The sequence below is a fragment of the Sphaerisporangium cinnabarinum genome (genome assembly GCF_055567015.1).
Map to the genome: position 1 here is coordinate 176,755 of NZ_JBVHRG010000009.1, position 26,125 is coordinate 202,879.

The 26,125-nt window shown below is 74.8% G+C and carries 27 protein-coding genes; 14 read left to right on the forward strand and 13 right to left on the reverse strand.

All coding sequences use genetic code 11. From position 1 onward, the window contains the following. Positions 1-68 precede the first annotated feature (68 nt). Together fepG and ACZ4MO_RS14235 are read right to left on the reverse strand one after the other, a co-directional pair. Entirely contained in the window at positions 69-1,160 is a 1,092-nt protein-coding gene (gene fepG / locus ACZ4MO_RS14230) for an iron-enterobactin ABC transporter permease (protein ID WP_255437304.1), read from the reverse strand. Beyond that, positions 1,157-2,251: an iron chelate uptake ABC transporter family permease subunit gene (locus ACZ4MO_RS14235; RefSeq protein ID WP_175009401.1), complete on the reverse strand. Its 1,095-nt coding sequence runs from the start codon at positions 2,249-2,251 to the stop codon at positions 1,157-1,159. The genes fepG and ACZ4MO_RS14235 overlap by 4 nt, the downstream gene beginning before the upstream one ends. A gap of 183 nt (positions 2,252-2,434) precedes the next feature. Here ACZ4MO_RS14235 and idi point away from each other — a divergent pair, with 183 nt between their 5' ends. After that, the gene (gene idi, locus ACZ4MO_RS14240) at positions 2,435-3,031 is read left to right on the forward strand and encodes an isopentenyl-diphosphate Delta-isomerase (RefSeq protein ID WP_175009400.1); all 597 of its coding nucleotides are present in this window, start codon (positions 2,435-2,437) and stop codon (positions 3,029-3,031) included. Between the two features lie 81 nt (positions 3,032-3,112). Here idi and ACZ4MO_RS14245 read toward each other — a convergent pair whose 3' ends face one another. From ACZ4MO_RS14245 to ACZ4MO_RS14255, 3 genes are read right to left on the reverse strand one after another with little or no spacing between them, the layout of a single operon-like run. Next, positions 3,113-3,850: a hypothetical protein gene (locus tag ACZ4MO_RS14245; protein ID WP_175009399.1), complete on the reverse strand. Its 738-nt coding sequence runs from the start codon at positions 3,848-3,850 to the stop codon at positions 3,113-3,115. Further along, positions 3,847-4,662, reverse strand: coding sequence for a hypothetical protein (locus tag ACZ4MO_RS14250; RefSeq protein WP_175009398.1), 816 nt, complete (start codon positions 4,660-4,662; stop codon positions 3,847-3,849). Before ACZ4MO_RS14250 ends, ACZ4MO_RS14245 begins: the two co-directional genes overlap by 4 nt. Further along, entirely contained in the window at positions 4,659-5,663 is a 1,005-nt protein-coding gene (locus ACZ4MO_RS14255; protein WP_137281383.1) for a WXG100 family type VII secretion target, read from the reverse strand. The genes ACZ4MO_RS14250 and ACZ4MO_RS14255 overlap by 4 nt, the downstream gene beginning before the upstream one ends. A gap of 218 nt (positions 5,664-5,881) precedes the next feature. Here ACZ4MO_RS14255 and ACZ4MO_RS14260 point away from each other — a divergent pair, with 218 nt between their 5' ends. Further along, the gene (locus tag ACZ4MO_RS14260) at positions 5,882-6,730 is read left to right on the forward strand and encodes a methyltransferase domain-containing protein (protein WP_186810460.1); all 849 of its coding nucleotides are present in this window, start codon (positions 5,882-5,884) and stop codon (positions 6,728-6,730) included. A 19-nt stretch (positions 6,731-6,749) separates the two neighbouring features. Here ACZ4MO_RS14260 and ACZ4MO_RS14265 read toward each other — a convergent pair whose 3' ends face one another. Continuing rightward, positions 6,750-7,802, reverse strand: a complete 1,053-nt coding sequence (locus tag ACZ4MO_RS14265) for a LacI family DNA-binding transcriptional regulator (protein ID WP_074804079.1) — start codon at positions 7,800-7,802, stop codon at positions 6,750-6,752. Between the two features lie 217 nt (positions 7,803-8,019). Between ACZ4MO_RS14265 and ACZ4MO_RS14270 the strand changes: the two genes are divergently transcribed. From ACZ4MO_RS14270 to ACZ4MO_RS14305, 8 genes are all read left to right on the forward strand, one after another. Continuing rightward, positions 8,020-9,258: an ABC transporter substrate-binding protein gene (locus tag ACZ4MO_RS14270; protein WP_175009395.1), complete on the forward strand. Its 1,239-nt coding sequence runs from the start codon at positions 8,020-8,022 to the stop codon at positions 9,256-9,258. 7 nt (positions 9,259-9,265) lie between these two features. Beyond that, on the forward strand, positions 9,266-10,150 hold the full coding sequence (locus tag ACZ4MO_RS14275; RefSeq protein ID WP_074804082.1) for a branched-chain amino acid ABC transporter permease: 885 nt from the start codon (positions 9,266-9,268) through the stop codon (positions 10,148-10,150). 109 nt (positions 10,151-10,259) lie between these two features. Continuing rightward, on the forward strand, positions 10,260-11,381 hold the full coding sequence (locus ACZ4MO_RS14280; protein WP_255437303.1) for a branched-chain amino acid ABC transporter permease: 1,122 nt from the start codon (positions 10,260-10,262) through the stop codon (positions 11,379-11,381). Next, positions 11,378-12,136: an ATP-binding cassette domain-containing protein gene (locus ACZ4MO_RS14285; RefSeq protein WP_175009394.1), complete on the forward strand. Its 759-nt coding sequence runs from the start codon at positions 11,378-11,380 to the stop codon at positions 12,134-12,136. Before ACZ4MO_RS14280 ends, ACZ4MO_RS14285 begins: the two co-directional genes overlap by 4 nt. Further along, positions 12,129-12,911: an ABC transporter ATP-binding protein gene (locus ACZ4MO_RS14290; RefSeq protein ID WP_255437302.1), complete on the forward strand. Its 783-nt coding sequence runs from the start codon at positions 12,129-12,131 to the stop codon at positions 12,909-12,911. The genes ACZ4MO_RS14285 and ACZ4MO_RS14290 overlap by 8 nt, the downstream gene beginning before the upstream one ends. Positions 12,912-12,919: 8 nt before the next feature. After that, positions 12,920-14,146, forward strand: coding sequence for a Gfo/Idh/MocA family protein (locus ACZ4MO_RS14295; RefSeq protein WP_209829384.1), 1,227 nt, complete (start codon positions 12,920-12,922; stop codon positions 14,144-14,146). Next, positions 14,143-15,363, forward strand: a complete 1,221-nt coding sequence (locus tag ACZ4MO_RS14300; RefSeq protein ID WP_175009393.1) for a DUF993 family protein — start codon at positions 14,143-14,145, stop codon at positions 15,361-15,363. Before ACZ4MO_RS14295 ends, ACZ4MO_RS14300 begins: the two co-directional genes overlap by 4 nt. A gap of 101 nt (positions 15,364-15,464) precedes the next feature. Further along, positions 15,465-16,388: a TIM barrel protein gene (locus ACZ4MO_RS14305; protein WP_175009392.1), complete on the forward strand. Its 924-nt coding sequence runs from the start codon at positions 15,465-15,467 to the stop codon at positions 16,386-16,388. 457 nt (positions 16,389-16,845) lie between these two features. Here ACZ4MO_RS14305 and ACZ4MO_RS14310 read toward each other — a convergent pair whose 3' ends face one another. Further along, positions 16,846-17,754: an SDR family oxidoreductase gene (locus ACZ4MO_RS14310; protein ID WP_209829385.1), complete on the reverse strand. Its 909-nt coding sequence runs from the start codon at positions 17,752-17,754 to the stop codon at positions 16,846-16,848. Between the two features lie 120 nt (positions 17,755-17,874). On the opposite strand from ACZ4MO_RS14310, the gene ACZ4MO_RS14315 reads away from it, so the two are divergent. Next, positions 17,875-18,399, forward strand: coding sequence for a low molecular weight protein-tyrosine-phosphatase (locus ACZ4MO_RS14315; protein ID WP_255437301.1), 525 nt, complete (start codon positions 17,875-17,877; stop codon positions 18,397-18,399). On the opposite strand, the gene ACZ4MO_RS14320 is transcribed toward ACZ4MO_RS14315, so the two are convergent. From ACZ4MO_RS14320 to ACZ4MO_RS14340, 5 genes are all read right to left on the reverse strand, one after another. Then, positions 18,382-18,999 carry a VanZ family protein gene (locus ACZ4MO_RS14320; protein WP_175009391.1) on the reverse strand — a complete coding sequence of 206 codons (618 nt, stop codon included), beginning with the start codon at positions 18,997-18,999 and terminating at the stop codon, positions 18,382-18,384. The genes ACZ4MO_RS14315 and ACZ4MO_RS14320 overlap by 18 nt on opposite strands. 176 nt (positions 19,000-19,175) lie before the next feature. After that, a complete protein-coding gene (locus ACZ4MO_RS14325; RefSeq protein WP_175009390.1) occupies positions 19,176-19,667 on the reverse strand; it encodes a hypothetical protein in 492 nt (163 codons plus the stop codon). A 60-nt stretch (positions 19,668-19,727) separates the two neighbouring features. Then, the gene (locus ACZ4MO_RS14330; protein ID WP_175009389.1) at positions 19,728-20,876 is read right to left on the reverse strand and encodes an alpha/beta fold hydrolase; all 1,149 of its coding nucleotides are present in this window, start codon (positions 20,874-20,876) and stop codon (positions 19,728-19,730) included. A 45-nt stretch (positions 20,877-20,921) separates the two neighbouring features. Beyond that, positions 20,922-21,530 (reverse strand): DnaJ family domain-containing protein, encoded by a 609-nt coding sequence (locus ACZ4MO_RS14335; RefSeq protein ID WP_255437300.1) that lies wholly within the window; start codon positions 21,528-21,530, stop codon positions 20,922-20,924. A 63-nt stretch (positions 21,531-21,593) separates the two neighbouring features. After that, on the reverse strand, positions 21,594-22,235 hold the full coding sequence (locus ACZ4MO_RS14340) for a hypothetical protein (protein WP_175009388.1): 642 nt from the start codon (positions 22,233-22,235) through the stop codon (positions 21,594-21,596). Between the two features lie 110 nt (positions 22,236-22,345). On the opposite strand from ACZ4MO_RS14340, the gene ACZ4MO_RS14345 reads away from it, so the two are divergent. Both ACZ4MO_RS14345 and ACZ4MO_RS14350 read left to right on the forward strand, forming a co-directional pair. Continuing rightward, complete coding sequence (locus tag ACZ4MO_RS14345; RefSeq protein ID WP_499279111.1) at positions 22,346-23,542, forward strand: pyridoxal phosphate-dependent aminotransferase; 1,197 nt, start codon at positions 22,346-22,348, stop codon at positions 23,540-23,542. Between the two features lie 94 nt (positions 23,543-23,636). Beyond that, positions 23,637-24,536 (forward strand): endonuclease/exonuclease/phosphatase family protein, encoded by a 900-nt coding sequence (locus ACZ4MO_RS14350; RefSeq protein ID WP_255437299.1) that lies wholly within the window; start codon positions 23,637-23,639, stop codon positions 24,534-24,536. Between the two features lie 63 nt (positions 24,537-24,599). On the opposite strand, the gene ACZ4MO_RS14355 is transcribed toward ACZ4MO_RS14350, so the two are convergent. Next, the gene (locus tag ACZ4MO_RS14355; RefSeq protein WP_074804104.1) at positions 24,600-24,968 is read right to left on the reverse strand and encodes a CBU_0592 family membrane protein; all 369 of its coding nucleotides are present in this window, start codon (positions 24,966-24,968) and stop codon (positions 24,600-24,602) included. Positions 24,969-25,184: 216 nt separating this feature from the next. On the opposite strand from ACZ4MO_RS14355, the gene ACZ4MO_RS14360 reads away from it, so the two are divergent. Further along, the gene (locus ACZ4MO_RS14360) at positions 25,185-26,102 is read left to right on the forward strand and encodes a LysR family transcriptional regulator (protein WP_074804106.1); all 918 of its coding nucleotides are present in this window, start codon (positions 25,185-25,187) and stop codon (positions 26,100-26,102) included. The last annotated feature ends 23 nt before the right edge of the window (positions 26,103-26,125 follow it).

Below are 26,125 nucleotides of genomic sequence, written 5' to 3' on the forward strand. Positions count from 1 at the left end.
CGCGTCGTGCGGTGCGTCCGCGAGCTGGGTGGGTGCCACCGGGGTCCTTCCGGTCTGCGGGGTCGGGGTCACTTGCGGGCCTCGCGGACGAGGAGCCAGACGAGGTAGGCGCCGCCGACGCTCACGGTGACGACGCCGACGGGGAGCTGGGTGGGGGCGAACGCGCGCTGCGCGACGAGGTCGCTCGCGGCGAGGAGCACCGCGCCCATGCACGCGGCGGGCAGGATGCGCACGCCCGCGCTGCCCGTGAGGCGGCGCGCGAGCTGGGGCGCGGCGAGCGCGACGAACGCGATCGGCCCGGCCGCCGCGGTGACGAGCGCGGTGAGCGCGACGCCGAGGACGACGAGCGCGAGCCGCACCCGCTCGCTGCGCAGGCCCAGGGCGGCCGCGGCGTCGTCCCCGAGCTCGAGCAGGCCCATGCGCGGGGCGAGCCACACGAGCGGCAGGGCGAGGAGCGCGGCGAGCACGCACGCGGGGACCGCCTGCGCCCACGTCATGCCGTTGAGCGACCCCGCACCCCACACGGCCGCGGCCATCGCCGTCTCGAGGTCGGCCTTGACGATGAGCCACTGGTTGGCGGACGCGAGCATCGCGGACGCCGCGATGCCGACGATGATGAGGCGGAACCCCTGCACGCCGCGCCGGTAGGCGAGGACGTACACGACCCCCGCGGTGACGATCCCGCCGACGAGCGCGCCCGCCGCCACGCCGACGTACCCGCCGCCGAGCAGCATGATGACGACGAGCGCGCCTGTGTACGCGCCGGTATTGAAGCCGATGACGTCGGGGCTGCCGAGCGGGTTGCGCGTGAGCGACTGGAAGATCGCGCCGCTCGCGCCCAGCGCAGCGCCGAGCACGAGCGCCATGAGCGCGCGCGGCAGACGCCACTCGACGACGACCATGTGCACCGGCCCGTCGGCCGCGCCGACGAGCGCCTGGAGCACCTGCGGCACGGTGAGCGGGTAGTCGCCGGTGGTGAGCGCGACCACGCCGACGGCCAGCGCGACGAGCAGGAGCGCCCCGCACACCGCGAGCGTGCGCACGTCGAGCCGCAGGCTCACGCCCCGGCCGCGCACGACGCGCGTCGGGCGGCCGAAGTCGACGCGCCGGTCCGGGCGGGGCGCCCCGGCGGGGAGACGGTCCTGCACCGGGGCGCTCACAGCCCGCTCGCCTTCGAGCGGCGCACGAGCGCGATGAGGACCGGGGCCCCGACGAACGCCGTGACGATCCCGACCTGGAGCTCGCCCGGCATGACGACGACGCGGCCGACGACGTCGGACACGAGCAGCAGGACGGGCGCGAGCACCGCCGAGTACGGGAGGATCCAGCGCTGGTCCGGGCCGACCGTCCACCGCGCGACGTGCGGCACCATGAGGCCGACGAACGCGATGGGTCCGGCGGCGGCCGTCGCCGCGCCGCACAGGAGCATGACTGCGACGCCGACGAGCACGCGCGTGCGTCCGACGTGCGCGCCGAGCGAGCTCGCGAGGTCGTCGCCGAGCGCGACGGTGTTGAGGGGGCGCGCGACGACGAGCGCGAGGACGAGCCCGACCACGACGAACGGCGCGATCGTCCCGGCCATCTCCATCGTGCGGCCCGCGAGCGAGCCGGCGCCCCAGAAGCGCATGCGGTCGAACGCCGCCGGGTCGAGCAGGGTGACGCCCTGCGAGATGCCGCCGAGCACCGCGCCCAGCGCGACGCCCGCGAGGGTCAGACGCACGGGCGTCGCTCCCCCGCGGCCCTGCGACCCGATGGCGTACACCGCGACGGTCGCGACGACGGCGCCCGCGAACGCGAACCAGATGAACGACCCGATGTCGGTGAGCCCGAGGAACGCGACGGCGAGCACGACGGCGAACGCGGCGCCCGCGTTGACCCCGAGGATGCCCGGGTCGGCCAGGGGGTTGCGCGTCATGGCCTGGATGAGGGCGCCGGAGACGCCGAGCGCGGTGCCGACGAGCAGCCCGACGACCGTCCGCGGGAGGCGCAGGTCGCGGATGATCACGTGGTCGCCCGAGCCGTCGTAGCCCGTGAGGGCGTCCCAGACCGTGCCGAGCGGGACCGGCTTCGACCCGACGACGAGGCTCAGCACGACCGCGAGCACGAGGACCGCGAGGGCGACGAGGAGGCCGACGCTGCGCCCCGCGTTCGTGCGGGCGACCCCGGCCGGGCGGTCGGCGGGGTCGGTCCCGGCCGGTGCCGTGCCGCCGGGGACGTCGGCCGTCGTGGCGGCGGTCGCGGGCGAGGTCATGGTGCTCGGATCTGCTCGGGGGCGCTCGGCCCGGCGGGTCATCACTAGTGAGGTTACCCTCACCTTAATTCACGCCCCGGAGGGTCCGGCAAGGTCGTGCGCGCACCCGGCGGAGTGACCCCGCTCACCGTCGCTGCCGGAGGGGGTTGCCGGTCCGCGAGCGGCGTGTGCGAGAGTGGCCGCATGACCTCGCACGTCCCCGTCGCCGCCGACCACGTCGTCACCGTCGACGACCAGGGCCGCCGGACCGGCACCTTCGAGCGCGCCGCGGTCCACACGACCGAGACGCCCCTGCACCTCGCCTTCTCCTGCTACGTGCTCGACGACGCGGGCCGCCTGCTCCTCACGCGGCGCGCCCTCGCGAAGCGCACGTGGCCCGGCGTGTGGACCAACTCGTTCTGCGGGCACCCGCGCTGGACGGAGTCGACCGAGGAGTCGATCGTCCGCCACGCGCGGCACGAGCTCGGGCTCGAGATCGCGGACCTGGAGGTCGCCGTCCCGGGGTTCCGCTACCGCGCGGTCGACGCGTCGGGCGTCGTGGAGAACGAGATCTGCCCCGTCTACGCCGCCCGGGCGGCCGGCCCGGTCGAGGCGAACCCCGACGAGGTGATGGAGCTCGCCTGGGCGGACCCGCGGGACGTCGCGCGCGGCGTCGCCGCCACGCCGTGGGCGTTCAGCCCGTGGATGGTGCTCCAGGTCGCGGCGCTCGGCGGCGCGAGCGCGGTCGGCGACGGCCCGACGGCGCGCCTCGCCGCGGCCTTCGGCTCCGCCGCCGCCTGACCGCGGCCGGGCAGTGACCCGGTGGTGACGGCGCCGTCGACGCGGCCGTGAGCGGGCAGGGTCGAGGAGTCGGTCGAGGCGTCAGACGCGCCGGAGCTGCGTGCGGCGGAACCGCTCGGGGATGCCCAGGTGGTCGGCGTCCTCGGCGGTCGAGCGCAGCCGCCGTGGCGGGAGCGCGTGGGGGACGACCGCCTCGGCGCCGGGGACCCGCGCGTCGTGCATCGCGGCGGCGAGCGCGTGCACCAGGGGCGCCTGCCGGGACGGCCGCCGCGTCGAGAAGACCCACAGGTCGAAGCCGGGGGCGGTCGCGAGGTCGACGGGCTGGCCCTGCGCCCACGCGTGCCGCGCGACGACCGGCGACACCGCCAGGAACGTGATCGGACGGCGCGACCACAGCACCGTGCGCGACGCGCCGCTCACGCCGCGGTCGGCCATGAGGAGCCCGATCGTGCGCTGGTTGCCCACGACCGCGGACACCGTGCGGGGGTCGATCCCCGACCACGGGATCACCGTCGGGCGCAGGAACGGCGCGAACGAGCCCACGACGATCCCGCCGTCGAGCACGAGGAGCTTCTCGGAGCCGAGGAACCACAGCAGCAGGCCGAGCACGGCGGCGACGGCCACGAGCAGGACGCCCGCGGCGACGACCTCGCCGTCGGCCAGGCTGGCGACCGGTGCGAGCAGCACGAGCACGAGGACCACCGCCCACGCGGGGCCGTTCGGCGTCGCGGCCTCGACGTGCCGGAGGCGGCCGAGGCGCGACGCGTCGGCCCAGTGGCGCACCTTGCGCGTCGCGCGGTCTCCGGTCGGGGCCGTCATCGGCCGAGCAGCTCGGCGGGCAGGCGGCGCAGCGTCGCCGGCCCGACCTCCGACATCTCGAGCGTGACGGGCGCGCCGTCGGCGCCGTGCTCGCCGCCGCGCACGACGTACACGCCGTCCGGCGTCGTGTAGACGCTCACCTGCACGAGGGAGTCCGAGCCCGCGCGCACCGCGCCGAGCACCGTGACGGCGACCGCTCCGGAGAGCTCGGGCGACGTGCGTGCCTCCGCGGCGAACTGCTCGGTCGTGAAGGTCCGGGCGCGGCCGTCGAGCACGGCCTTCGCCGCGGGGTCGAGGAACACCGCGAGGCGGCCCGCGAGCTCGGCGAGCGGGTAGACGCTGAAGGAGTGGTGGCCGCTCGGCCCGACCTCCTCCTCGAGCACCCGGTCCTCGTCGTGGAGGTACACGTACACCCAGTGCTTCCCGAGCGCCGTCGTACGGTCCGCGGACAGGATGGCCGACGCCGTGCGGCGCAGCACGAGCGGGCCCGTCACCTCGGTGACCGCCTCGATCCCGACCTGCGGCTCGCCGCCCGGCCCGGGCGGGCGCTCCTCGTCCGACGGCACCACGAGACCCCGCGCGAGCAGCGACCGCAGGGCCACGCGCCCGACGAGCGTGCGGTCCGCGCCCTCCTGCGCGTCGAGCCAGGGCAGCGGGACGAGCTGCGGGTTCTGGAGCCCGTCGAGGATCGCGACCTCCTCGTCCGTGAGCGTGACGACGTGCGTCACCTCGCCGGGCGCCGTGCGCGCGAGCGTCTGCTCGGCGGCCGCGATGTCGGCCGCGGACCACTGCATGGTCGGCTGCTGGGTCACGAGAAGAGGCCTCCGATGAAGTCGCCGGCGGCGGAGAGCCCGTCGCCGATCGCGTCACCGACGTCGGACGCGACGTCGCCGATGGTATCGGCCGCGTCCCCGACGAAGCTCGTGACGTCGTTCCAGCCGTCCGCGAGGTACGGGCCCGGGTCGGAGAAGAACCCGGTGATCGAGTCCCAGTTGTCGTAGACGAGGTTGCCGAGCGCCCAGACGCCCGCGACCGCCGCCGCGCCCGCGACGACCGCGATGCCGACCGGGTTGGTGAGGAGCCCCGCGGCGATCGCCATGGTCCCGGCGCCGCCGATCACCGACAGGACGCCCATGCCGCGGTCGACGCCGCCGCGCACGCCGTCGTACTGGGTGTTGACGATCTGGTTGATGCCGCCGACCACGCCGGCCGCACCGCCCGCGAAGCCCATGAACCGGGAGAACGTCGTGGCCCGCCCGAGCACGCTCAGGGCGTCCCCGACCGCCATCCCGCGCGTGAGCTGCAGGGCGCTCGCGGCCGCGGGCGAGAGCGCCGCGAGCCGGCTCGCGTCGAGGAAGCCGCGCGCGGCGAGGAACGTGCGGTACGCGATCCACGCCCCGCTGCCGGCGCCCCACGCGGACAGCGCGGTGTCGCCGACGTCCCAGATCGAGCCGTCGAGCGGGTCGCCCGCGCCGGGAGGGCCACCGCCGGGGCCGGTCGGCACGCCGGGTCCGGGGACGCCCGGGGAGGGGATGGACCCGCCCTCGGTGCTCGTCGCGAACTGCTGGTCCGCGTGGCGCAGGACGGCCTGCGACGCCTCGGAGAGCGTCTGGCTCACGCCGCGCAGCAGCGCGACGGACGTGCCGGTCCACTCGCTGCGGAACTGGTCCGCGTCGCCGCCCTGCCAGCGGCCCGCCGCCTCCACAAGGCCGCTGACCTCGGACGTCGTGCTCACGAGCTGGTCGGAGGCGGACCGCAGCGACTGCGCGAGCCTCCGCAGCTCGTTGACGTCCGCGCCCCACATACCGCTCACGTCGTCCTCGTCCCCTCGTCGGTCGTCCGGCCCGCCGGCACCCGGTGTCCGGGACGCGCGAGGCGGGCACCGGGGAGGCTACCGTGCGCGCCGTCGTGCGGGCGATGGGGAGTCCTCCCCGTCGGGTCGTGGCGGGCGCGCCGCACGCCCACCGCACGCGCGCCGCACGCGCACCGCTCGCGTTCGGCTCCGGCGCCCGGGCGGGTGACAATCGACCCATGCCTGACGCGGTACCCGACACCCCCGACACCCCCGACCGGGCGAGCGAGGTGCCGACCCCCGCCCGGGACGCCTCGTTCGAGGAGCACGTCGCCTGGGCCCGCGCGGTCCCCGTCGTCGGGTCCGACCTCTCCCCCGTGGCGGGCCGCGTCGTCGAGGACCCGCTGCCGTGGGACTACGTCGCGCTCGCGCGCGAGCTCGTCGCGAGCGGGCGCGGGGCCGCGCTCGACCTCGGCACGGGCGGCGGCGAGCTCCTCTCGACGCTCGGCCCGTTCCCCGCGGGCTCCGCGGCGACCGAGGGCTGGGCCCCGAACCTGCCGGTGGCCCGACGGCGGCTCGAGCCCCTCGGGGTCGAGGTGCGGCCCGTGCAGGGCGACGACGAGCAGCTCCTGCCGTTCTTCGACGGCCAGTTCGCGGTCGTGCTCGACCGGCACGAGGAGTTCGACCCGGACGAGGTGCTCCGCGTGCTGGAGCCGGGCGGCGTGTTCCTCACGCAGCAGGCCGACTCGCGCGACGGCGTGCGCCTGAGCACCGCGCTCGGCGCCGAGCCGGCGTGGGACCCGGACTCGGTCACGCTCGACGCCGCGGTCGAGGTGCTCCGCGAGGCCGGGTTCGTGGTCGACGCCGCGCGCGAGCACGAGGGCCTGCGCCGGTTCCGCGACCTGTCCGCCCTGCTCTGGTACCTGCGGCTCATGGCCTGGCAGGTGCCGGGGCTCGCGTCGCTCTCGCCCGAGGCGGTCGCGCGCTACGAGGCACCCCTGCGCGCCCTGCACCTGCACCTCGCCGCGGGCCACGAGTTCGTCGACGAGGCGCCGCGCTTCCTCGTCGTCGCGCGCAAGCCCTTCTGACCCGCGCCCCACCTCGCACTCAGGGGTGGCGGGGTGGGGCCGTGGAGTCGCGCACGACAAGCACGTGGTCGGTGCGCTTGCGGCGAGGCCGGGCCGACGGCGGCCGCAGCGCCATCTCGAACGCGGCGGCGCCCATCTCGCTCATGGGCAGGCGCACGGTCGTCAGCGCGGGCGCGAGGTCCTGCGCGACCTGGATGTCGTCGAACCCCGTGACGGACATGTCGCGCGGCACGACGACGCCGCGCTCGCGCAGGAGCGACAGCACGCCGGTGGCCATCGCGTCGTTGAGCGCGAGGATCGCCGTCGTGCCGGGTGCCTCCTCGAGGATGCGCGCCGTGGCGTCCCGGCCGCCCTCGCGCGTGAACGGCGCGTGCACGACGACCAGGTCGTCCGGGTCGAGACCGTGCGCCGCGACGGCGGCCCGGATGCCCGCGGTGCGGTCGGCGACGGTCGTCAGGCGCTCCGGGCCGGCGGCGATCGCGAGGCGCCGGTGGCCCAGGCCGAGCACGTGCTCGGTGAGGGTCGCGGCGGCCGCCTCGCTGTCGGGCAGCACGGCGTCGCTGGGCAGGTGGTGCCGCCCGATGACGACGACGCGCCCCCCGGCCTCCTCGAACGCCTCGAGCTCGCGCGCGGCGTCGGCCTCCATCGCGGGCTCGACGTACCCGGACCCGGCGACGAGGATCGCCCCCACGCGGTGCGCGCGCATGAGGCGGATCTGCGTGACCTCGGCGCTGGGCTCGCGCTCGGTGTGGCTGATCTGCACGCTCCAGCCGTGCTCGGTCGCGACGCGCACGACGCCGCTCGCGATCTCGGAGAAGTAGGGGTCGCCGATCTCGTAGACCAGCAGGCCCGCGACCGACGTCGTGCCGCCCGCGAGCGTGCGGGCGTGCGGGTTGGCGATGTAGCCCATCTGCGTGGCGACGTCGCGCACGTGCTCGGCGAGGACCTCCGAGACGCCGTCGCTGCCGGACAGCGCGCGCGACGCGGTCGCGAGCGACACGCCCGCCCGCTCGGCGACGTCCACCAGCCGCAGCGCGCTCCGGCCCTTCGTGGCCCGACCCTCTCGACGCACCTCTGCTCCGCTCGTCCGTGCGTCGCCCGGTCGGCGACCCGAGGCCCCTCCCCGACGTGACGCTTGCCACATCCGCTGTCCGCACCGTACTCTAGCGGAAGCGCTTACGAAAGCGCTTTCGCAATGCAGCGGTCTCGTACGGAGCAGTACGGCCTCAGGTCTTCACTACGACGAAGTAGGGAGAGTCACGTCCATGCATTCTCGGTCGACTCCACGGATGTCCACCCGCCCCCGCGCACGCCGTGCGATCGCCCTCGTGGCCGGGGCGTCCGCAGCGGCGCTCGTCCTCACGGCGTGCTCCGGCGGGTCCGACGGCGAGGGCGGAGGCGGTGGCGCGGACGACCCGATCGTCGTCGGCATCTCCCTCCCCCTCACCGGCGACTTCTCCGAGCCCGGCAAGGGGGTCCAGCGCGGCTACGAGGCCTGGGCCCAGTTCGTCAACGAGGACGGCGGCCTCCTGGGCCGCGAGGTGAGGCTGAAGATCCTCGACGACCAGTCCAACGCGGACCGCGTCGTGCAGGACTACGAGGCGCTCATCGCGCAGGACGAGGTCGACCTCGTCTTCGGCCCGTTCTCGACGCGCCTCGTGGTGCCGAGCGCCCGTGTCGCCGAGGAGTACGGGATGCTCTTCGTCGAGCCGGCCGGCGCCGCGAACGAGGTGTTCGAGCAGGGCTTCGAGAACCTCTTCTACGCCGCCCCGGCCGTCGCCGACGACCACTACAACTACCTCGCCGACCACATCCTCGACATGCCCGAGGCGGAGCGCCCGCAGACGGTCGCCGTCGCCGCGATGGACGACCCGTTCGCCCAGGGCACCGCCTACGGCCTGCGCGACAAGCTCGCCGACGCCGGCCTCGACGTCGTGGTCGACGAGGTCTACCCGCCCAACACGACCGACTTCTCCTCGATCGCCGCGAAGATCAACGACTCCGGCGCGGACATGGTCATCGGCGGCACGCAGTACCAGGACGCGGTGAACCTCATCGTCGCGCTGCAGCAGCTGGACTACCAGCCGATGCTCGCCGCGTTCTCGACCGCGCCGACGAACCCCGAGTTCTCCGCCGCGATCGGCGCGAAGACCGAGGGCATCCTCTCGCCCACGGGCTACACGGAGACCGCGAGCTGGCCGTCGAACGTCGACTTCGTCGAGCGGTACACGGAGCTGCACGGCAACCCGCCCGGCGAGGACGAGGCCAACGCGTACACGACCGGCCAGGTCGTCGCCGCCGCCGTCGAGGCCGTCGGGTGCGCCGAGCAGGGCGAGTGCCAGCAGGAGCTCGTCTCGTGGCTGCGGGACAACGAGGTCGAGACCGTCGTCGGGCCGCTGACGTGGGACGAGACGGGCAAGCCGCAGGGCGCCCACCTCATCCAGCAGTACGTGGGCGGCGAGATCCAGATCGTGCTCCCGCAGGACGCGAAGGAAGCCGACTTCGTCTTCCCCAAGCCGGCCTGGTGATCGCCTCGTGACGGGAACCCTGCTCTTCCAGAGCCTCGTGCTCGGCGTGCTGCTGGGAGGGCTCTACGCCCTCCTGGCAGCGGGCCTCACCCTGTACTTCGGCGTGATGCGCGTCGTGATGATCGCCCACTCGGCGTTCCTCATCCTCGCCGCGTACCTCGCCTGGTTCTTCAACCAGCAGACCGGCATGGACCCGCTGCTGTCGCTCGTCGTCACGGTGCCGCTGTTCTTCCTCGTCGGCGTCGGGATGCAGCGCCTGCTCATCACGCGCCTGCGGCCCGCGACGCTCACGATGATGTCCGTCCTCCTCACGTTCGCCGTCGCGCTCTTCATCGAGGGCATGATCGGCTTCGTCTGGAGCGGCACGCAGCGGCGCATCCAGCTCCCGTACTCGGGCGCGAGCATCGAGTTCTTCGGCGCGCGGATCGCCGTCGTGAAGCTCGTGGCGTTCGCGCTCGCGGCGCTGTCCCTCGCGCTGCTCTACGTGCTCATGAAGCACAGCCGGTTCGGCCAGGCGCTGCGTGCCACGATCCAGCACCGCGAGGCCGCGCAGCTCGTCGGCATCAAGACCGACCGCGTCGCCGGCTACGGCTTCGGCCTCGGCCTCGCGACCGCCGCCATCGGCGGGACCGCGCTGTCGCTCGACGCGACGATCTACCCGTCGCTGCACTGGCACTGGATCGGCCCGCTCATGGCGATCATCGTCGTCGGCGGCCTGGGCTCCATCCCGGGCGCCGCGATCGCCGCCATGGTCCTCGGCATCGGCCAGAGCCTGCTCCAGGTGCCGCTCGGCACCACGTGGGCGCAGACCATCTTCTACGTCGCTCTCTTCGCGACGCTGATGCTGCGGCCCCAGGGATTCTTCGGAGGTCGCCTTGCCCAACGCTTCTGACACCCGTCCCGCGAGCCGCCGCAGCGCCGCGGCCGCCAGCCCGGTGCCCGACGGCGCGGCCGCCTCCTCCGCTCCCGGCGCACCTCCCGCTCGTCGCCCGTGGGTCCGCGTGGTCCGCCTCGCCGCGCTCGTCGTCGGCGTCGTGCTGGTCCTCGCCTTCCCGGCGATGGCCCCGAACGCGTACATCCTCTCGGCCGGCATCGTCGTCGCGAGCTACGCGTGCACCGCCACCGCCTGGAACTTCATGGGCGGGTTCACCGGCTACGTCTCGCTCGGCCACGCAGCGTTCTTCGGGCTCGGCGCCTACGGGACCGGCCTGCTCATCCGCGACGTCGGCCTCCCGAGCTTCGTCGCCTGGCTCGTCGCGGGCGTGCTCGTCCTGCTCGTCACCATCCCGGTGGGGATCGCGGCGCTGCGCGTGCGCGGCGCGTCGTTCGTCATCGTGTCGATCTCGTTCGTGCTCATCCTGCTGCTCGTCTTCCAGGCATGGGGCTCCTTCACCGGCGGGTCCGACGGCCTCGTCGTCCCCCGCCCGTTCCCCGACCTGCTGCGGCCCGAGCACCACCGCACGTTCTTCTACCTGTTCGCGGCGCTGCTCGCCGTCATGCTCGTCGCGTGGTGGGCGATCGACCGCTCGCGCTTCGGTACCGGGCTCAAGGCCATCCGCGAGGACGAGGACAAGGCCCAGGCGCTCGGCGTCCCGACGCGCAACTACAAGCTCGTCGCGTACGTGGTGTCGGCGACGTTCACCGGCCTCGCGGGCGGCATGTACGCCCTGTGGTTCGGCGACCTCGACCCGATCTTCCAGTTCTCCATCATGCTCGGCTCCTACATGGTGCTCATGGCCCTCTTCGGGGGCGTCCGGCACCTCTTCGGCCCGCTCCTCGGCGCCGTCGTCGTGGGCACCGGCCTGGAGTACTTCAAGCTCGAGTTCGGCGACACCCAGTTCCACCTCGTCGCCACGGCCCTGCTGCTCGGCGTCGTCGTGCTCTTCATGCCCGACGGGATCATCCCCGCCGCCCAGGCGCTCGTGAAGCGCTTCGGCCCGCAGGACTCCTCGATCCGCGAGATGACGGCCGCCGAGCTCCTCGAGCGCAACCGCGCCGCGGCCGGCCCCGCCCCGACGACGGGCGCCGCGACCGCCGGGCCGGCCACCGCCGTCGGGCAGGACGGGCGGCGCGAGGACGGCGAGCCGAGGGCAGAGGGCACGGGAGAGGAGAAGGACCGATGACGACGACCACCACCCCGCCGACGACCCGCAACCTCGAGACCGTCGGCCTCACCAAGTCGTTCGGCGGCGTCCACGCCGTGCGCGACGCGACGGTCACGTTCCAGCACGGGAAGATCAACGCGCTCATCGGGCCCAACGGCTCGGGCAAGACGACGTTCTTCAACTGCGTGACGGGCATGATCAAGCCCGACGCGGGCACGGTCACGTTCCGCGGCGAGGACATCACGCGGCGCGCGCCGCACAAGATCGCGCGCGCCGGGATCGGGCGCAGCTTCCAGCTCTGCCGCGTGTTCCCCCGCATGACGGTCCTCGAGAACATGCTCGTCGCGGTCCGGCGCACCCGGGTGCGCGAGCTGCTCGCCGGGGCGCGCAACCCGGAGGAGATCGACAAGGCGCGCGCGCTGCTCGTGCGGGTCGGGATCGATCACCTGGAGAACGCGGAGGCGCGCAACCTGTCCTACGGGCAGCAGAAGCTTCTCGAGCTCGCGGGCGTGCTCATGGGCGACCCGGACACGATCATGCTCGACGAGCCGGCGGGCGGCGTGAACCCGGCGCTCATCGGGCGCATCGGGACGCTCGTGCAGGAGCTCAACGCCGAGGGCAAGACGTTCCTCGTCGTCGAGCACAACATGGACATGGTCATGAGCCTGTCCCACCACGTCATCGTGTTCGACCGGGGACGGCCCATCGCCGAGGGGACCCCCGCCGTCGTGCAAGCCGACCCGCGAGTGCTGGAGGCCTACCTTGGTGTCTGACCCGACCCCCGGGACGGGGGCGAAGCAGGAGTACCTCCTCGAGCTGGACGACGTCCAGGCCGGCTACGGCCGCGCCGCGATGGTGCTGCGCGGGCTGACCATCAAGGTCCCCGCGTCGACGGTCGTGTGCCTCGTCGGACCGAACGGCGCGGGCAAGTCGACGGTGCTCAAGGTCGCGAGCGGGCTGCTCAAGCCGCGCTCGGGCCGCATCCTCGTCGGCGGGCGCGACGTCACGGGCCAGGGACCGCAGGAGATGCTCTCCTCCGGGCTGGCCCACGTGCTCCAGGGGCACAGCGTGTTCCGCGAGATGACCGTCGCGGAGAACGTGCTCCTCGGCGCGTACACGCTGCGCGACAAGGAGAAGGTCGCGGAGCGCGTGGCGTTCGTGCAGAACCTCTTCCCCATCGTGGGCGAGCGCTGGAAGCAGCTCGCCGGCCTGCTGTCCGGAGGGCAGCAGAAGCAGGTCGAGTTCGCGCGCTCGCTCATGGTGAGCCCGCAGGTCGTGCTCCTCGACGAGCCCTCGATGGGCCTCGACCCCAAGACCACGTCGACGGTGTTCGAGCAGGTCGTGCGCATGCGCGACGCCGGGGTCGCGGTGCTGCTCGTCGAGCAGAACGCGCGCCGCGCGCTCGAGACCGCCGACATCGGGTGCGTGCTCGACCTGGGCCGCGTCCACATCACCGGCCCCGCGCCCGAGCTCCTCGCCGACCCCCAGCTCTCCGAGCTCTACCTCGGCGGACGCCCCGCCGAGCGCTCGCTCTCGCAGAACGGATGACCCGCAGGATGACCAGCCAGACCACGGGCGCGACGACGCCCGACCGCACCGTCCGCATCGTCATGAACGGCGTCACGGGCCGCATGGGATACCGCCAGCACCTCGTCCGCTCGATCCTCGCGATCCGCGACGACGGCGGCGTCGAGCTCGACGACGGCACGCGCCTCCAGGTGGAGCCCGTCCTCGTGGGCCGCAACCGCACGAAGCTCGCGGAGCTCGCCGAGCGGCACGGCGTCGCCGAGTTCACGACCGACCTCGACGCGGCGCTCGCGGACCCGACGGCGACCGTCTACTTCGACGCCCAGGTGACGTCCGAGCGCAAGAAGGCGCTGCTGTCGGCGCTCGCGGCCGGCAAGCACGTGTACACGGAGAAGCCCATCGCGGAGTCCGTCGCCGACGGCGAGGAGCTCGCGGACGCGGCGCGCGCCGCGGGGGTGATCCACGGCGTCGTGCACGACAAGCTGTACCTGCCGGGCCTGATCAAGCTCAAGCGCCTCATCGACGGCGGGTTCTTCGGCCGCATCCTGTCGGTGCGCGGCGAGTTCGGGTACTGGGTGTTCGAGGGCGACTGGCAGCCCGCGCAGCGACCGAGCTGGAACTACCGTGCCGAGGACGGCGGCGGGATGGTCCTCGACATGTTCTGCCACTGGAACTACGTGCTCGAGAACCTGTTCGGCCCCGTCGAGGCGGTCATGGCGAAGGCCGTGACCCACATCCCGGAGCGCTGGGACGAGCGCGGCGAGCCCTACCGGGCCACGGCCGACGACGCGGCGTACGGGATCTTCGAGCTCGCCGGGCCGGACGGCCCGGTCGTGGCCCAGGTGAACTCGTCGTGGGCCGTGCGCGTGGACCGGGGCGAGCTCGTCGAGTTCCAGGTGGACGGCACGCACGGGTCGGCGGTGGCCGGCCTGTTCGGGTGCCGGGTCCAGCCGCGGGCCCGCACGCCCAAGCCCGTGTGGAACCCCGACCTGCCGACCGACCAGGACTTCCGCGCCCAGTGGGAGCAGGTCCCGGACAACCAGGAGTTCGTCAACGGGTTCCGCGCCCAGTGGGAGGAGTTCCTCCGCGACGTCCACGCCGGGCGGCCGCACCCGTACGACTTCGACGCCGGGGTCCGCGGGCTGCGCCTGGTCGACGCCGGCTACGCGTCGTCGCGCGAGGGACGTCGGGTCGAGCTCGGGGCGGGTTCCGCGCCGTCGGGCCTCGCCGCGCCTGCCGTCGAGGCGGGCGCGTGACGGCCGGGGACGCGGTGCGCATCCCGCTGGCCGACGGCGGCACGCGCCGCGTCGAGCTCCGCGCGCCCCGGGAGTGGGCCGCCCACCCCGGCCCGTACCGCTCGCGCGTCGCGTTCGCGGCGGCGCACGTCGTGGCGGACCCGCGGGGCGAGAACGTCCCGGGCGCCCCGGCCGTCGTCGACTGGGACTCGACGCTCGCCTTCCGGCGGCACCTGTTCCGGTACGGGCTCGGGGTCGCCGAGGCGATGGACACCGCGCAGCGCAACATGGGGCTCGACTGGCCGGCGGTGCAGGAGCTCGTGTCGCGCAGCGCCGCGCAGGCCCACGAGCTGGGCGCGCGCATCGCGTCCGGAGCGGGCACGGACCACCGCGCGCCCGACGAGCTGCGGACCGTCGACGACGTGATCGGGGCCTACGCGGAGCAGGTCGAGTTCGTCGAGGGCACGGGGTCGCAGGTGATCCTCATGGCGTCCCGGCACCTCGCGCGCGTCGCGACGTCCGCCGACGACTACGTGCGCGTCTACGACGCGATCCTGTCCCAGGTGCGCGAGCCGGTCGTGCTGCACTGGCTCGGCGAGGCGTTCGACCCGAACCTCCGGGGCTACTGGGGGTCGGACGACGTCGACGTCGCGACGTCGACCTTCGTCGACCTCGTGCGCGCGCACGCCGCGAAGGTCGACGGGGTCAAGGTGTCGCTGCTCTCGGCGGCGCACGAGGTGGGTCTGCGCGCTGTACTTCCTGAGGGTGCGCGGTTGTACACGGGCGACGACTTCCACTACCCCGAGCTGATCCGGGGCGACGGCGAGCGGCACTCCGACGCGCTGCTCGGCGCGTTCGCGGCCGTCGCGCCCGCCGCCTCGGCCGCGCTCGCTGCGCTCGACGACGGCGACCTCGACCGCTACGACGCCGAGATGGCGCCGACGCTCGCGCTCTCGCGGCACGTGTTCGAGGCGCCGACGTACTACTACAAGACCGGCATCGCGTTCCTCGCCTGGCTCGCGGGCCACCAGCCGGGCTTCACCATGGTCGGCGGCCTACAGTCGGCCAGGAGCGTCGTGCACCTCGCGCGCGCGTTCGAGCTCGCCAACGAGGCGCGCCTCCTGCCGGACCCGGACCTCGCGGCGCACCGCCTCGGCCTCGTGCTCGCGGCGGCGGGAGTCGAAGGGTCCGGTGCGGGCGCGAACGAGCCGGCCGTCGTCGGGCACGGTGTCGCATGAGCACCGAGATCTCGGAGTTCCCGTCGGCCCCCGAACGGGGCGCCCCACCCGCCGAGCATGCGGTTGGGGCCCGTCCGGGGCTCAGCTCGGGCGATGACCCCATGTTCGGCGGGGAGGCGGGGGTCGTGGACGTGCCGAGCGGCGCGCCGGCTCGTGTCGGGACACCGCTGGCCGGCGATCCGCGGCTCGCGCGGCTCTCGCTCAACCAGCGCACGACGGCGGGCTGGTCGCTGCGCGAGGCGATCGACGGCTGCGTCGCGGCCGGGCTCCCGGCGATCGGGGTGTGGCGCGAGCCCGTCGCCGAGGTCGGGCTCGACACCGCCGTGCGGTGGGTGCGCGACGCCGGGCTGCGCGTCTCGTCCGTGTGCCGCGGCGGGTTCTTCACCGCGAGCGACCCCGACGCGCGCGCGGCCGCCCACGCGAGCAACCTCGCCGCGATCGCGGAGACGGCCGCGCTCGGGGCACGCGCGCTCGTCCTCGTGCCCGGCGGCCTGCCCGCGGGCGACCGCGACCTCGTCGGGGCGCGCGCCCGGGCGGCGGACGCGATCGCGGCCCTCGTCCCGGCCGCGCGCGACGCGGGCGTGACGCTGGGGATCGAGCCCATGAACCCGATCTTCGCCGCCGACCGCGGCGTCGTGTCGACGCTCGAGCAGGCCCTCGACCTGGCCGAGCCGTTCGCGCCCGAGGAGGTAGGCGTCGTCGTCGACACGTACCACCTGTGGTGGGAGCCGAAGGTGCACGAGCAGGTCGCGCGCGCCGGCGCGGCGGGGCGGATCGTCAGCTACCAGGTGTGCGACTGGATCACGCCGCTCCCCGCGGACACGCTGCTGGGCCGCGGCATGATGGGCGACGGCCACGTCGACTTCGCGGCGTTCACGCGGTCGGTCGCGGCCGCGGGCTACACGGGCGACGTGGAGGTCGAGATCTTCCACGCCGACGTCTGGGCCGCGCCCGGCGCCGACGTCGTCGCGACCCTCGCCCGCCGCTACGTCGAGCTCGTGGAACCCCACCTCGCCACCCCGTGAGCGCGTGAGACAGTCGCGTCCGGACGTGCCGGACGCGACTGTTTCCTGCACCCAGCGGCAGGGGGTGGACAGCAAGAAGCCCGCGGGCTGGAGGGTTCCTCCTGTCGTGCTGGACGAGGGCACGACACCCGCGGGCTCCGGTGGTTGCGTGGTACTCGCTCGCCGCCGGGGGCTCGCGTCGGGAGACCCCGCCCGGTTCACGGGCTCACCGCATCCGGTCCGTTGCTGGATCGGTTGCGCGACGACTAGCGCGCAACCACCTCACGAGTCCGAAGAATCTTCACTTCCAGGACCACCTCCTTTCGCGTGTACGACGACGGTACGTCCGCCTCCCGCGGCCACGCCAGGGGTTTTCGCCCACGGCGTGGAACCGCCGAGATCGACCTGCCGGTCGCCCGGTCGGCCCTCCGAGGGTCGACGTCGGACGCGTGGGCCGATCTCGTGCGCAGGACGGGCGTCAGGCGGGACGCAGGTGCGCCCACTCCTCGGGGTAGTCGTCGAGCCACGCGGCGAACGACTGGGCGGGCCGCTCGACGAGCCGCGGGACGGTGTCGCTCACGTGCGCGAGCTCGCCCGCGGCGATCGCCGTGTACGACGACACCCACCCGTCCACCTCGAACCGCGGCGCCCCGTACCGGTCGCGTGAGGCGTACGCCTCGTCGACGGTCTCCGGGTGGTACGTGATCTCGCGCCCGGTGGCCGACGACAGCTCGGCCGCGACCTCGGCGAGCGTGAGCGCCTCGGGGCCCGTGACGTCGTAGGTGACGCCGTCGTGACGGTGCGCGTCGGCGTCGAGCAGCACGACGGTCGCGACGTCGGCGATGTCGTCGTGCGACACCGACGCGACGCGCCCGTCGCCCGCGGGGCCGCGGATCACGCCGTCGTCGCCCACCATGAGCGCGAGCCCGCGGTGGTAGAGGTTGTCGCGCAGGAACGTGTGCCGCACGCCGGTGGCGCGGATGTACTCCTCGGTGCGCCAGTGGTCGCGCGCGAACGTGAACACGGCGTCCGGGGCGGCGCCCACGAACGACACGTAGACGATGCGGTGGACGCCCGCCGCGACGGCCGCGTCCACGGCCGCGCGGTGCTGCGCGACGCGGTCGACGTCCTCGCGCGCGGACACGAGCAGCACCGTGTCCACCCCCGTGAACGCCTCGACCATGCCCCGCGTGTCCGTGTACCCGGAGACGACGGCGACGTCCGACTCGGGCAACGGGTCGTCGCCCAGGCTGGGCGCGCGGGCGGCGTCGCGCACCACCAGGCGCTGCGGCGCACCCTCGGCGGCGAGCCGGAACGCGAGCTTCGACCCCAGGAGCCCGCTCGCGCCCGTCACGGCGACCCGCCCCGACCCCGCCCCGATCATCATCTCCTCACGGTAGGCGCCCAGGTCACCGGCCGCCCGACGACGGTCCGGGCGGGGCGTCAGGACACGCAGGACGCCCGACCCGGACGGGAGGAAAGGTCACGACTCGCGCAGAATGGGGCCATGTCCAGTGCCGAGACCCGCCCCGGGCCCTACCGCGTCATGACCGTCTGCACCGGCAACATCTGCCGCTCCCCCATGGCCGAGGTGGTGCTGCGCGACCGCTTCGAGGCGGCCGGGCTCAACGACCGCGTCGTCGTGGACTCGACCGGGATCAGCGACGAGGAGCGGGGGAACCCGATCGACCGCCGGGCGCGCGCCGTCCTGGCCGAGCACGGGTACGTCGTCGACGGGACGCACCGGGCGCGGCAGGTGCGCGCGGGCGACCTCGCCGCCCGCGACCTCGTGCTCGCGATGACCGCCCAGCACGCGCGGGCGCTGCGGCGGCTCGACGCGTCGGCGCCGGTGCGCCTGTACCGCTCGTTCGACCCGGCCGCGCCGCGCGTCGAGCCGGGCGGGTCCGAGCACGTGCTCGACATCGCCGACCCCTGGTACGGCGGGCAGCAGGACTTCGAGGACTGCCTCGCCGAGGTCGAGGCCGCGGCCGACGGGATCGTCGACCTCGTGCGCTCAGCGCTCGACGGCTGAGCGCGCGCGACCGGCTTCGGTCCCGTCGAGGCGCGACCCGCGCGACCCGCCCGGCCGCGGCGCCGCGGACCAGCGGAAGCGGTCGAAGAACGCGTCGAGCGCGGGGACGCGGGACAGCACGGTGAACAGCGCGAGGCCGAGCACGCCGCCCACGACGTTGAAGAGCAGGTCGCTGGCGTCCGCGATGTGGCCCCCACCCAGCAGGTGCGCGGTGACGTACTGGGTGACCTCGATCGCGAGGCTGAAGGCCGCCGCCGCGAGGACGACGCGCCACCACGACGTCCGCGTCAGGAGGAGCGGCACGAGCATGCCCAGCGGCACGAACACGAGGACGTTCGTCAGCGCGTCGGCGACCTCGTAGTCCACGAGAGGCACGAGGACCAGGTGGGCGTCCCACGGGGCGCTGGTCACCGGCTTGTCGAGGAAGATCGGGAACACCGTGTTCGCCACGACCCCGGCCGCGTAGACGGCGAGCGCGAGCGCGACGGCGGCGCGGGGCACGGTCAGCCGGCCGGTCCGGTGCAGGCGCCACAGCAGGAGCGCGAGGACCACCGCTCCCAGCGGGATCACGACGGGGAGGACGGGGACCTCGCGAAACACTCGAACCGCTCCTTCAGCTGACGACGCCACGCACGACGTCGCCGACGGTAGCGCCGCCGCGTCGTCCGGGGGATCCCCCGACGGTGCGACGCCGGCCCCGGCGCCGTCCCCCTGCGGGGGGACCGGTCCGCGCGCGGCCCGCGGTCCGCGCCGCTTCCCGGGGTCGGTGGATCAGGTCAGCGCTCGTACGCCGGCGCCCACCAGTCGTGGTAGACGGAGACGCGGGTCTCGGTCCCGCTCCGCAGCCGCAGCACCATGTAGGTGTCCCACCGGTACTCCTCCGTGTCGACGCTCTCCCCGGGCTCCTGCAGCTCCGTGAGGTATCCCTCGGGCATCCCCAGCGCGTCGGTGAGGCACTCGACGTGGCCCCAGGAGGGGCCGAACGACGATCCCACCGCGCCGAAGCTGACGGAGCCGTTCTCGCGGTCGACGGTCGCGCCCGAGCCACCGAGGTCGCACTCGTCGAACGCCGTCGACACGGCAGCGATGTTCGCCCGGCGCTGGCGGTCGGGTCCCAGCACGAGGGAGGCGACCAGCGCGACCGCGGCGACGAGGACCAGCGCGAGCACGACGACGAGCGGGACCAGCCACCGCGGTCGACGACGGGCGGGGCGCTCGGCGGGAACTGTGCCGCCGGGGGTCGTGAACGGGGCGGGGGGCAGCGTCATGCGTCTCTCCTGGGTGTCGTGCGGTCGGCGAGGGGAGGTGTCATCGGGTGTCGTCGAGCGTCACCGGCGGCGCGTCCGCCCGCGCAACGTCCCGACGGCGGTCCCCACGGACCGCGCGACGGACCGTCCGGCGCGCCGCACCCCGGCACCGAGCCGGCCGAGCGCGCGCGCCACGCCCCCCGTCGCGCGCGGCGCGACGCGGGGAGAGGGGGCGACGGCGTCGGGCACGGGGGGCGTGACGGGGGCCGGGCGCGGCAGGTACGCGCCGACCCACTGCGCGATGCGCCCGTACGCGAGCGCGCGCACCGGCCGGGAGGAGAGGACGACGTCGTGCAGGGCGCCGTCGAGGCGCGCGACCGTGACGAGGTCGCCGAGCTGGACCGAGCGCTGCGCGACGCCGTCCACGTCGATCGCCGTGTCGGTGTGCATCATCTCCGGCGTCCACCGCGGCAGCAGCGTGCTCCGGGCCGAGAGCAGGACGAGCACCGGCGCGCCGATCCCGAGGCCGCGCGCGACGGTCTGCTGCCCGCGGAAGACGGCGGACAGCCACGCGGGCGTCGTCCGGAAGCCGTGCTGGGGACGCCACGCGAGGTCGTAGGACCACTCGCCGTCGAACTCCTTGCTCACGGAGCGCGTGTAGAAGCCGAGGTCGACGTTCGGGAGCGGGCGCGTGGGCGTGAGCCGGGCGCGTGCGCCGATCACGGGCTCGAGCAGGAGGCGGCCGACCTCGCGCGTCTGGAACTCCAGCCACGGGCTGTTGAGGACGAGCGCCGCCGCGCGCCCCGGGTGGCGCGCGAGCCACAGGCTCAGCGTGAGGCCGCCGGTCGAGTGACCCATGAGCACGACCTCGCGCGAGGAGCGCCCGTCGCCCCGGTGGCCCATCGCCCCGAGCGCGGCCTCGATGTCCTCGTCGTACGTGGCGAGGTCGGCGACGTACCCGGGCGTCTGGCCGGGCCGCAGGCTGCGGCCGTACTTGCGCAGGTCGAGCGCGTGGAACCGCGCGCCGTGCGCCTCCCAGAAGTCGGCGAGCCCGGTCTGGAAGAAGTAGTCGGACCAGCCGTGCACGTACAGCACGTCGAGGTACGGGTCGGGGCCCGGGCGTCGGCGCCGCACGAGCGTCGCGACGACGTCGCCCTCCTCGTCGGGCGCGAGCGGGAGCATGAGCTGCTCGTAGTCGTCGCCCAGGACGTCGGGCTGCCAGTCGGCCATGCCGCCGACCCTAGGCGGGCCCGACGACGGCCGCCCGCCCGGTGGTCAGCGGGCGGTGCGGCGGGCGCGCCAGCGCGCGACCTCGTGCTCGACGTCGCGCGTCGGCGTCACGACGGGCGGCCCGCCGAGCAGCTGGCGGCGGGCGTCGACGACGCGCGCGTTGAAGTCCGCGAGGATCTCGCGGACCGCCCGCTCGTCGAGCTCCCGGTCGAGGCGGTCGTCGAGCTCGCGGTCCTCGCGCTTGAGGAGCATGGCCGGGGGCCCGAGCCCGGTGAGCTGCTCGCGCTCGATCACGGCCTTGAGCCACCAATCCGGGTCGTGCGTCCCCGTGAGCCCGGGGATCGGCTTGCCCGCGAGCGGGAGGTCGTCGAACTCGCCGCGCCGGACAGCCTGGTCGATCACCGTGTCGACGTACATCGCCCGGTCCTCGGGTCGTACGCGACGCGGACCTCCGGCCGGGAGGTCGTCGTCGCGCGCCCCGGCCGGCTCGTCCGTCGTGCGCGACCCGCCCGGTGCGCGCGCCGGGTCAGGGATCGCGGGCTCGTCGTCGGACGCCTCCTGCTGCGCGGCCTCGCGTGCCGCCTCCCGGTCGACCCGGTACTGCGCGGCACGCCGGACCGGGTCGTCCGGGGTCCGGGAACGTCGTCGGAACACGAGCACCTCCCTCGTCGTCCCCGCCAGCGTAGGCAGCCGCCGCCCCGCGGGACGAGCGGGGGATCAGCCGTCGAGGAGCGGGTGGTACCGGCGGCGCAGGGCCCGGTCGAGCGCGGCGAGCACGCCGCCCACGGTGAGGATCGTGTTCACCGGGCCCGGGAGGTCCGGGACGAAGGGCGGCGTCCACCCCGTGATCTCCGACGCCAGCGCGAGCAGCTGCGGCACCTGCGTGACGAGCGCGACCGCGAGCACGACCCACGCCGTCACGCCCACGGCGCGGCTCGCCGTCGGGCGCTCGCGGTCCATGCGGTCGCGCCAGGCCTCGGCGGTCCCGGGCAGCGGGGGGACGTCGTGCACGGTGCCGACCGCGTCCACGACGCGCACGTACCGCATCCCGTAGGTGCCCATCCTCGCCTCCAGCGTCGCGCCCCCGAGGTCGAACCGGGCGCGCGAGCGCTGCTCGTCGACGAGCCGACCGTCCCGGTACAGCCGGATGCGCTCGTCCCAGTCGAGGAAGTCCACGGCCACGACGAACTCGTGGCCGCCGTGCCGGAGCCCGAACGCGCTGCGCCACAGCACCGCCCACCCGCGGACGGGGCGGAAGGTCGCGGCGCCGTCCCGTCGGTCACCGTGGTCGCCGTGGTCGCCGCGGTCGTCGTCCTCCCGGTCGTCGGGGCCGTCGCGCCAGGCGTCGTCGGTCGTCATGGCCCCATCCGACCCCGGGCGTCGGGCACGGCGCGTCGGCCGGACGACCGACACCACGGTGCGCGGCCGGCCGACGTCCGCCGAACGGATGACCCGGGCATGATGGGCTCATGCCCGGGTCGATGAAGGTCTCACGCCGCTCCCACGTGCCGCCGTTCGCGGTGATGGAGGTCCTCGCCGAGGCGAACCGGCTGCGCGACGCGGGCGCGTCCGTGCTCAACCTCTGCGCGGGCGAGCCGTCGACCGGGGCGTCGGACGTCGTGCGGCGGCGTGCGATCGAGCTGCTCGAGCACGGCGACCTCGGCTACACCGAGTCGCTCGGGGTGCCCACGCTGCGGCGCGCGATCGCCGAGCACTACGACCGCTGGTACGGCGTCGAGATCGACCCGGCGCGCGTCGCGGTGACGACCGGGTCGTCCGGCGGGTTCCTCCTCGCGTTCCTCGCGGCCTTCGACGTCGGCGACCGCGTCGCGCTCGCACGCCCCGGCTACCCCGCGTACAAGAACATCCTGCGCGCGCTGGGCTGCGAGGTCGTCGAGCTCGACTGCGGCCCGGAGACGCGCTACCAGCCCACGGTGTCGCAGCTCATGGAGGCGTACTACGACGGCGGCCTCGACGGGCTCGTCGTCGCGAGCCCCGCGAACCCGACGGGGACGATGATCCTGCCCGCCGAGCTCGACGCCGTCGCGGCGTGGTGCACCGACCACGAGGTGCGCCTCGTGAGCGACGAGATCTACCACGGCATCGTCTACGGTGACGGCGCGGACGGCCCGGCCGCCGCGCTGCCGACGGCGGCGCGGTACGTGCCCGACGGCGCCGTCGTCGTCAACTCGTTCTCGAAGTACTGGGCGATGACGGGGTGGCGCCTCGGGTGGCTCGTGCTGCCCGACGAGCTCGTGGGGCCGGTCGACGCCCTCGCCGGGAACGTCGCGCTGTCACCGCCCGCGCTCGCGCAGCACGCGGGCGTCGCCGCGTTCTCCCCCGAGGGGTACGCCGCCGCGGCCGAGAACGTCGCGCGGTACGCGGCGTCGCGCGAGCTCGTGCTCTCCCGGCTCGACGACCTCGGGTGGTCGCGCGTCGCGCCCGCCGACGGCGCGTTCTACGTCTACGCCGACGTCTCCGGGGACGGCCTGGACTCCGTGACGTGGTGCGCGCGCCTGCTCGCCGAGGCGGGCGTCGCGCTCACCCCCGGCACCGACTTCGACGGCGTCCGCGGCGGGGACTGGGTCCGGCTGTCGTTCGCCGCGGCCCCGAGCACGGTCGCCGAAGCGGTCGAGCGCATCGCCGCCTGGCGCCGCACCCTCTGACGCGGCCCGGGCGGCGCGCGGCCCGACGACGTCCCCCGCGCCCGGGGACCCCGCCCTGGTCGCGACGGTCCGCGGCCCGCGCGAGGATCGTCCGGTGCCCCACGACTCCCGTGACCTGAACGACGGACCGCTGCCCCCGCGCCCGGACGGCGCCCTGCGCCTCGCGACCTTCAACACGCTGCACGGCGCCGCGCTCGACGGGACGGTCGACGTCGAGCGGTTCGCGCGCGCCGTCGCGTATCTCGACGCCGACGTGCTCGCCCTCCAGGAGGTCGAGCGCGACTCGCCCCGCTCGCACCGCGCCGACCTCGTCGCCGTCGCGGCGGAGGCGCTGAGCGCCGAGCACCGGCACCTGTCCCCCACGCTCCGTGGCGTCTCCGGTGCGTGGGTGCGCGCGGGGCGGCCGGGGTCGGGCGTGCGGCGCGTCCCGGGCGTCGCGTCCTACGGGATCGGTCTCGTCAGCAGGTTCTCCGTCGAGCGGTGGTCGCGCCTCGAGCTCGACCGGATGCCGTGGCGGTCGCGCGTGCGGCGGCGCCGGCCGGGGACCGCGACGGGGGCCGCGCGCCTGCTGCCCTTCCGGGTGGTGCCCGACGAGCCGCGCGCCGCGCTCGCCGCGGCCGTCCGCACGCCGTGGGGGCCGCTCACCGTCGTGACCGCGCACACGACGTCGCGCCCCGAGTTCACCGCGGACCAGCTCCGGGCCTTCACGGGAGCCTGCGCGCCGCTCCCGCGCCCGCTCGTGCTGCTGGGCGACCTCAACCTGCGCGCGCCGGAGCCCGCGGAGATCACCGGGTTCACCTCGCTCGCCGACGTGCTCACGCACCCCGTCGACCGGCCCGTGCGGCAGATCGACCACGTGCTCGCCGACGGCCTGCCCGGCGGCCCGACCGTCCGGGCCCTCGGGCCCGCGACGGCCGTCGACACAGGGCTGTCCGACCACCGTGCGGTCGTGGTGGACGTCGTCCTGGAGCCGGCGCCCGGCGCTCCGCGCTGAGCAGGGTCGGGCGGCCGCGCCGAGCGGGGTCGGGCAGCCGTGCCGGGCGGGGGCGGGCGGCCGTCAGGCGGCGAGCCCGACCTCCTGGGGCGCGGGCTCGCCGTCGGCGCGCACGGCGACCGCCGCAGGGGCGGACGCGGTGAGGGCGGCGGCCTCGTCGAGCGCGCGACGGCGCGCACGCCGCGCCCGCACGATGACGACGATCGCCTGGGCGCCGATGAGCACCCACACGAGGTTCGCGGCGACGGACGGCCACACGCCGTTGGCCGCGGCGACCATGCCCATGAGGCCCGCGGCGGTGAGGTTGGTGAGCTGGAACGGGGCGGACGACGGCGCCCAGCGGCCACGGCTGACCATCGCGTAGGCGACGACGCCGGCGGCGGCACCGATCCAGCCGAGGAACATGACGATCGCGTCGAGGGTGACAGGCACAGCGGTACTCCGGTGACGAAGAAGGGGTGGAGGGGGGTACCGCGACGCTGCGGTGGCTGTGCGCTCCGGGCCGATGGCTGGTGGCGCGGGTGGTGCGAAGCTCGGGCGCCGACCCGTAAGGAGGAGGAGGTAACCGACCGGCGCCACGACAAGTGTGAGGCCTTCCGCGGTTCAGCACAATCGAAGGATTCTGCACCGGGTGTTTAGCATCTCTACATGGCGACGGACCCACGCAGACTTGGTTTCCTCCTTGCCGTGCACCGTGGTGGAGGCATCCTCGCGGCAGCGGATCTCCTGCACGTCACCCCGTCCGCGGTCTCGCAGCAGATCCAGCGGCTCGAGGCCGAGGAGGGGGTCGTCGTGCTCGACCGCGGACCGCGCGGCGTGACCCTCACGCCCGCCGGTCGCGTGCTCGCCGAGACCGCCGAGCGCATCGAGACCGAGCTCGTCGAGGCCCGCAAGGCGCTCGCCGCGCTCGGCGACGAGGTGAGCGGGCGCGTCGCCGTCGGCTCCTTCCAGACGGCGATCCGCGCCGTCGTCGCGCCCGTCGCCGGGCGGCTCGCCGAGACCGCCCCCGGGATCGAGCTCGACGTGCAGGAGCGCGAGCCCACCGAGGCCCTGCGCCTCCTGCGCGCGGGCGAGCTCGACGTCGTCCTCCTCGAGCGCGACTACGAGGCCGACTCCCCCGCCCCGCGCGGCACGCGCGAGATCGTCCTGCTCGACGAGCCGTGGCGGCTCGTCGTCCCCGCCGGCATGCCGACGCCCACGCGTCTCGACGACGTGCGCGACGCCGTGTGGCTGGGACCCGAGCCCGGCACCGCCGCGGCCCGTGCGCTCCGGCGGCTGTCGCGCGGGCTCGGCGGGACCCTGCGCACGCGGCACAACTACTACGACTTCGACGTCGCGCTCTCGCTCGTCGCGGCCGGGCTCGGCGTCGCGATGCTCCCGGCGCTCGCCGTGGAGGGTGGCGCGTCGGACGAGGTGCCCGACGGCGTCACGGTCGTCGGGCTGCCCGGGCTCGGCTCGCGCCGCCTCGTCGCGCGCCACCGCGCGACCCGGCACGAGCCCCGTCCCGTGGTCTCCGCCGTGCTCGACGAGATGGTCGCCGCCGCGGGCGGGATCGCGTTCGCCTGACTCCGGGGCGTCGTAGCCTGCGA